General features: G+C 40.4%; 7 protein-coding genes. 4 read left to right on the top strand and 3 right to left on the bottom strand.

What is annotated here, in order from left to right; genetic code table 11:
* Nucleotides 1-501: 501 nt before the first annotated feature.
* The 3 genes from SPADD19_RS07500 to trxA all read left to right on the top strand — a co-directional run bounded on the left by SPADD19_RS07500 (nt 502) and on the right by trxA (nt 1,940).
* Nucleotides 502-1,146, top strand: coding sequence for a CadD family cadmium resistance transporter (locus SPADD19_RS07500; RefSeq protein WP_061455683.1), 645 nt, complete (start codon nt 502-504; stop codon nt 1,144-1,146).
* A gap of 242 nt (nt 1,147-1,388) precedes the next feature.
* Complete coding sequence (locus SPADD19_RS07495) at nt 1,389-1,613, top strand: DUF4649 family protein (protein WP_023024402.1); 225 nt, start codon at nt 1,389-1,391, stop codon at nt 1,611-1,613.
* A 12-nt stretch (nt 1,614-1,625) separates the two neighbouring features.
* Nucleotides 1,626-1,940 (top strand): thioredoxin, encoded by a 315-nt coding sequence (trxA, locus tag SPADD19_RS07490; RefSeq protein ID WP_061455682.1) that lies wholly within the window; start codon nt 1,626-1,628, stop codon nt 1,938-1,940.
* Between the two features lie 159 nt (nt 1,941-2,099).
* On the opposite strand, the gene SPADD19_RS07485 is transcribed toward trxA, so the two are convergent.
* Nucleotides 2,100-2,891, bottom strand: a complete 792-nt coding sequence (locus SPADD19_RS07485) for a DUF2785 domain-containing protein (protein ID WP_061455681.1) — start codon at nt 2,889-2,891, stop codon at nt 2,100-2,102.
* A gap of 11 nt (nt 2,892-2,902) precedes the next feature.
* Nucleotides 2,903-3,235, bottom strand: a complete 333-nt coding sequence (locus tag SPADD19_RS07480) for a winged helix-turn-helix transcriptional regulator (RefSeq protein WP_061455766.1) — start codon at nt 3,233-3,235, stop codon at nt 2,903-2,905.
* A gap of 149 nt (nt 3,236-3,384) precedes the next feature.
* On the opposite strand from SPADD19_RS07480, the gene SPADD19_RS07475 reads away from it, so the two are divergent.
* The gene (locus SPADD19_RS07475; RefSeq protein ID WP_061455680.1) at nt 3,385-3,774 is read left to right on the top strand and encodes a nuclear transport factor 2 family protein; all 390 of its coding nucleotides are present in this window, start codon (nt 3,385-3,387) and stop codon (nt 3,772-3,774) included.
* Between the two features lie 41 nt (nt 3,775-3,815).
* Here SPADD19_RS07475 and pepF read toward each other — a convergent pair.
* Nucleotides 3,816-5,117: oligoendopeptidase F (gene pepF / locus SPADD19_RS07470; protein WP_241496536.1), on the bottom strand; the 1,302-nt coding region annotated here is incomplete at its 5' end.

The following is a 5,117-nucleotide window of genomic DNA, read 5'->3' as shown; positions in this document are numbered from 1 at the left end:
GGACTTCGTCGTTAATCTTGCGTCTAAAACGTTTCTATACTTCGTTGACTTCGCCTCGATGTACCATCAGTACAATCTTCGGCTCGGCGCCTTGTCTAGAAACGTTTTATCCAGCAAGAATGGAGCCTTCTGAATTCAGAGGGCTTTTTATTGAGGTTTTATCGGCCACAATTTCGGAGACTACAAAAACAGCAACAGATCGACGGCTACGAGGAAAACCGTTTTATCGGCCACAATTTTGGAGACTACAAAAACCTCAAATGGTAGCAGTCTGCAAGCCCCCTCGGAGATCCCACACTTTACGAAGTAAAGTATAGTGGGTTATACTTTACATGGAAGTAGTCACCGAATTCCAGTTAGAAATTACTTTGTAACTACGTTTTGAGGAGGAGTAAAATGCTTTCCTACGTTCGACATTACCCACTAGCGATAGCTAAATTAATGTGTCTGTGCTTCCCTAAAATCTGCTGATTTATTACTGACTAATACAGGAGTTTTTTTATGGGACAGACAATCATATCTGCTATTGGTGTTTATATTTCCACCAGTATCGATTATTTAATTATTTTAATTATTTTATTTGCACAGCTATCACAGAATAAACAGAAATGGCATATTTATGCGGGGCAATATCTAGGCACAGGCTTACTTGTAGGGGCGAGTTTAGTTGCTGCTTATGTCGTCAATTTCGTGCCTGAAGAATGGATGGTTGGATTGCTTGGTTTAATCCCTATCTATTTAGGGATTCGCTTTGCAATTGTTGGAGAAGGTGAGGAAGAAGAGGAAGAAATTATTGAAAGATTTGAACAAAGCAAGGCAAATCAACTGTTTTGGACAGTTACATTGCTAACAATTGCGTCTGGCGGAGATAATTTAGGTATCTATATACCTTATTTTGCTTCGTTAGATTGGTCACAGACACTTGTGGCGTTGCTTGTGTTTGGAATCGGCATAATTATCTTTTGCGAGCTTAGTCGTGTGCTATCCTCTATGCCGTTAATATCCGAGACAATTGAGAAATATGAGCGAATCGTTGTGCCCTTAGTATTCATTACACTTGGACTATACATTATGTATGAAAATGGCACGATAGAGCCTACAATCTTCGGTTCGTCGCCTTTTCTAGAACGGTTTTACCCAGTATAATCTTCGGCTACGGTTCCTAGCATCGTAAGGTAAAATAGACCAGAACTGTCTCCCTTCGGGGAGATTTTTTGTTTTCACCAAGATTTTAGCCCGAGCTCAAAACAGCTCTCTGAATTCAGGGAGCTGTTTTATTGTCTTTTCCTTATCGCACAAGATCCATCATTCTGAGCAAGTCATTTTGTTTGACAGATGTAATAAATGGAGTTACAATGGATGCATCTTAAGAAATAGAGGTTGCTGATATGATTGAAATTACATATCTAGATGGTGCAAAACAAGAACGGGTCATGCATTTTGATTCCTATGAAGAGTTTGAACGATCCCAACAGACCTGCTTGATTGGTGTAGCGGATTACTATCCCGTACAAAAATTGACCTATAATGGGCACGAACTCGATTACCACGGTACTTACGGAGATGTCTTCTTCTATTTGATGAAGCAAGACCTCGATCAATACAAAAACTAAAGGAGAAAAACAATGGTAAAAGCAATTACAGATGCAACATTTGAAGCAGAAACTAAAGAAGGATTGGTCTTGGTGGACTTTTGGGCAACTTGGTGTGGTCCATGTCGTATGCAAGGACCAATCTTGGATAAATTGTCTGAAGAACTTTCAGAAGATGTCTTAAAAATCGTTAAAATGGACGTTGACGAAAATCCAAATACAGCGCGTGCTTTCGGCATTATGTCTATCCCTACTCTTCTTTTCAAAAAAGATGGACAAGTGGTTAAACAAGTTGCTGGTGTTCACACTGCAGAACAAATCAAGGCTATTGTGGCTGAATTGAGTTAATATCCTAAGCACTTCCATTGGTAAAATAGGAGTGCTTTTTTATATCCAAAGAAAGAGCCCTGTCCTTTTATATGAGGAGCAAGGCTCTTTTATCTTCAATAATTTTTCACGAAAAGTGACTTAGAATATTTTGGAGAGTTTAACTTTCACTATCAACAGTTAGTATTGAAAAGATTGAATGGCCACTTTTAACTCATCTTGTAAAAAGTTTCTTTGGTCAAGTTGAATATAGACTTCTAACAGACAGGATCTAAGGTTGGAAAATTTATAAAAATCTTCCCTTTCGTCTATTGGAAAGTCAAGCGTCTTTATCCAAGAAGCTACTTGTTCTTGCTCGATTTTTCCTTGCAAAATAGGTTCATAGAGCACTCTCGCCAAGCGCCAATCCTCATTAGAGGTAAAACGAATTGAAATTCTTCTAAAGACTTGGCCAAGTATGTTCAATACTTCATGAACTTTGTCATTAGGAAAGTCTGGATGACAAACTACTTCTGTCAAAAGATCAGCTCCATGCGCAAAAGCGTGAACCCAGCCATACTGGCTTGAAAAACCAGTTGTATCCTTTTCTTTTAAAAGATAATGTAAACCTTGATCCAGTAAAATATATCTTATATCGGCTTTTAATCTTTGATAAAAAATTGATTGCGGATTGGCATCTGCAGATAGGAGGTTGGCATAAACAAGGGCTTTAAAAGAACGCTCAAGTGTTGATAGCCCAATCTTATCAATCTCTTTTTCTACTCCTTCATTGGACGAGATCGCCTCAGCAATCAAATGAAATTGTTCCTGTGTAAACAGTTCTTCTTGAATCCCTCTAGCCAAGCTGGTAAAAACGAGATCATCGCGAATTTCGGGCGAGGGGTCTCCCAAATGTTCCAGCAACCAATGGATTTCTTCTTGACGATAGCTTGGTTTTTCTTCTGTTACTTTATTTTGTAATTCTTGATACATGGTCAAAACCTCTACATTTTTAGCAACTTGATATAATCCAGACCCCAGTTCTCCACAGCATCTAAGACAACTTTGAATTTCTGCCCTATTTCGGTTAAGCTGTACTCAACTCGTGGGGGAACTTCCGCATAGACCTTTCGTTGAATAATCTTATCCTTTTCTAATTGACGGAGATGACGTGTCAAAATAGTTTGAGTAATCCCAGGCAATAATCTTTGCAATTCTTTAAATCGTTTAGTACCCGTACTCAACTGATAAATGATTACCAGTGCCCATTTCCCTGTTAAAACCCTCTGCGTTGTCGCAAATGGACAAACACCATACTCACTTACTTTATTTGGCATAAAATATCTTCTTTCTATTTTTTGAAAAAATTTATCTTTTAGCATCAACAATAGTACTACTTTTGATACCAGCTATCGAAAAAGTGTCTACTTGTTTTTTTGATTGTAACTGTTAAAATTATATCATAAAAATGAAATGGAGAATAGATATGTCAACAAACTTAGAAATTTTCAATACTTATAACCAAGCTTTAATTGCTGGTGACTTTCCTGGTGTCTTTGAAACGATGGCAGACGATATTGTCTGGCATCAACCTGGTACTCATAGTATATCTGGTACAGTTGTTGGTAAGGACCAACTAGGAGCTCACCTAGCTACATTTGCTGAGAAAACTAATGGAACCTTTAAGGTGATAACAAATTGGGTTTCTGATAATAAGGATTTTGTCGCAGCTAATGTTACTTTTCTTGGAACACGGGCTGATGGTACTGAACTCAATATGAACGGGATTGACCTCTTCCGTATTGAAGACGGGAAAATCAAAGAAGTTTGGCTCTTCTCTTCAGATCAAGCTGAAGAAGATAGCTTTTGGGGATAAGCAAAACAGATTGGAAAAATCCAATCTGTTTTTGCTTATACTCATAACTCAGCACTGTAGGCGATAATCTGATCAACCGTATCAGACAAGAACTGAATCGTATCGCGAAGTGGTTTGTCGGTTGAGATATCTGCTCCGATAATCATAGCAGACTCAAGTGGGGTCTTGCTACCGCCTGATTTGAGAAGGTCTAGCCAATCTTTGGCTCCGTTTTCGGAGTTCTTCAAATGCAGGTAACCAGCGGTTGAGATAACTAGGCCAGCTGAGTAGGTGTAGCTGTAAAGTCCCATGTAGTAGTGGCTTTGGCGCATCCATGTTAGAGCTGCATCGTCATCGATTTCAACGGCGTCTCCCCAGAATTCGGTCAAGACTTCCTTCATGATGCTGTTGAGCTTGCTAGCACCGAAGGTACCACCTTCTTCGATCAGGGTGTAGACCTTGCGTTGGAAGGCTGCTTCTAGCAAGTGGGTGATGAAGTTGTGGAAGTAGGTGTCTGTCAAACGGTGAGCTAGGGCAAAGCGTTTTTGACGAGGATCGTCAAACTGGTGTTCCAAGTAGTCGCTAAGGAGGAGCTCGTTAAAGGTAGAAGGAGCTTCTACATAGTAGGTCGACATGTGGGCGTTGAAGTAGCTTTGGTTGTTATCTGAGAAGATGAATTGACCAGAGTGTCCAATCTCGTGGATCAGGGTGTAGACATCGCTCATCCGTCCTGTCCAACTCATGAGGACATAAGGATGGACACGATAGGGGTCAGCTGCATAACCACCGGAATCCTTGCCTTCATTGGCAGCAAAGTCGACCCAACGTTCGGTTTGGTAGCGGGCAATTTCGCGGGAATATTCTTCGCCAAGAGGTTCCACAGATTTCATGACCAAATCATAAGCATCATCAATGGTAACATCTGGGTTGAGCGCACTGTCCAAGTCCAACTTCCAATCAGCAAAGGTCATTTTCTCAAGACCGTTGACCTTGGCCACGTGTTTGAGGAATTTTTGAGCTACTGGAGCGAAGTCCTTCATGATCAGGTCAATCTGACGATCAAACATGGCACGATCCACTTCCTGCTCAGCTAAGAGATAGTCAAATACGGAATCGTAGCCTCGCATATCTGCGATTAGTTTTTCAGATTTGACTTGGGCTAGATAGGTAGCAGCAGCCGTGTTTTGGTGCTTGCGGAGACCTTCTGAGAAGGAACGAAAGGCTTTTTCACGGACTTCCGCATTCTCATGGTTTTGGTAGAAGTTTTCATAGGTGACAAAGCTATTCTTGTAAACTTTTCCATCTACTTCAAAATCAGCCATTTCAAAGTCGCCTGCCCGCATCTTGGTATAGATGTCTTGAGG

The organism is Streptococcus parasanguinis, from assembly GCF_001578955.1.
Lineage (GTDB): Bacteria > Bacillota > Bacilli > Lactobacillales > Streptococcaceae > Streptococcus > Streptococcus parasanguinis_U.
This window is presented reverse-complemented; position numbering and strand designations above follow the sequence as displayed.

Bases quoted from the DNA above. Each gene is read 5' to 3' on its own strand.
- SPADD19_RS07495 (WP_023024402.1), top strand. From the start codon at position 1,389: ATGATTGAAATTACATATCTAGATGGTGCAAAACAAGAACGGGTCATG.
- trxA (WP_061455682.1), top strand. From the start codon at position 1,626: ATGGTAAAAGCAATTACAGATGCAACATTTGAAGCAGAAACTAAAGAA.
- SPADD19_RS07485 (WP_061455681.1), bottom strand. From the start codon at position 2,891: ATGTATCAAGAATTACAAAATAAAGTAACAGAAGAAAAACCAAGCTAT.
- SPADD19_RS07500 (WP_061455683.1), top strand. From the start codon at position 502: ATGGGACAGACAATCATATCTGCTATTGGTGTTTATATTTCCACCAGT.
- SPADD19_RS07480 (WP_061455766.1), bottom strand. From the start codon at position 3,235: ATGCCAAATAAAGTAAGTGAGTATGGTGTTTGTCCATTTGCGACAACG.
- SPADD19_RS07475 (WP_061455680.1), top strand. From the start codon at position 3,385: ATGTCAACAAACTTAGAAATTTTCAATACTTATAACCAAGCTTTAATT.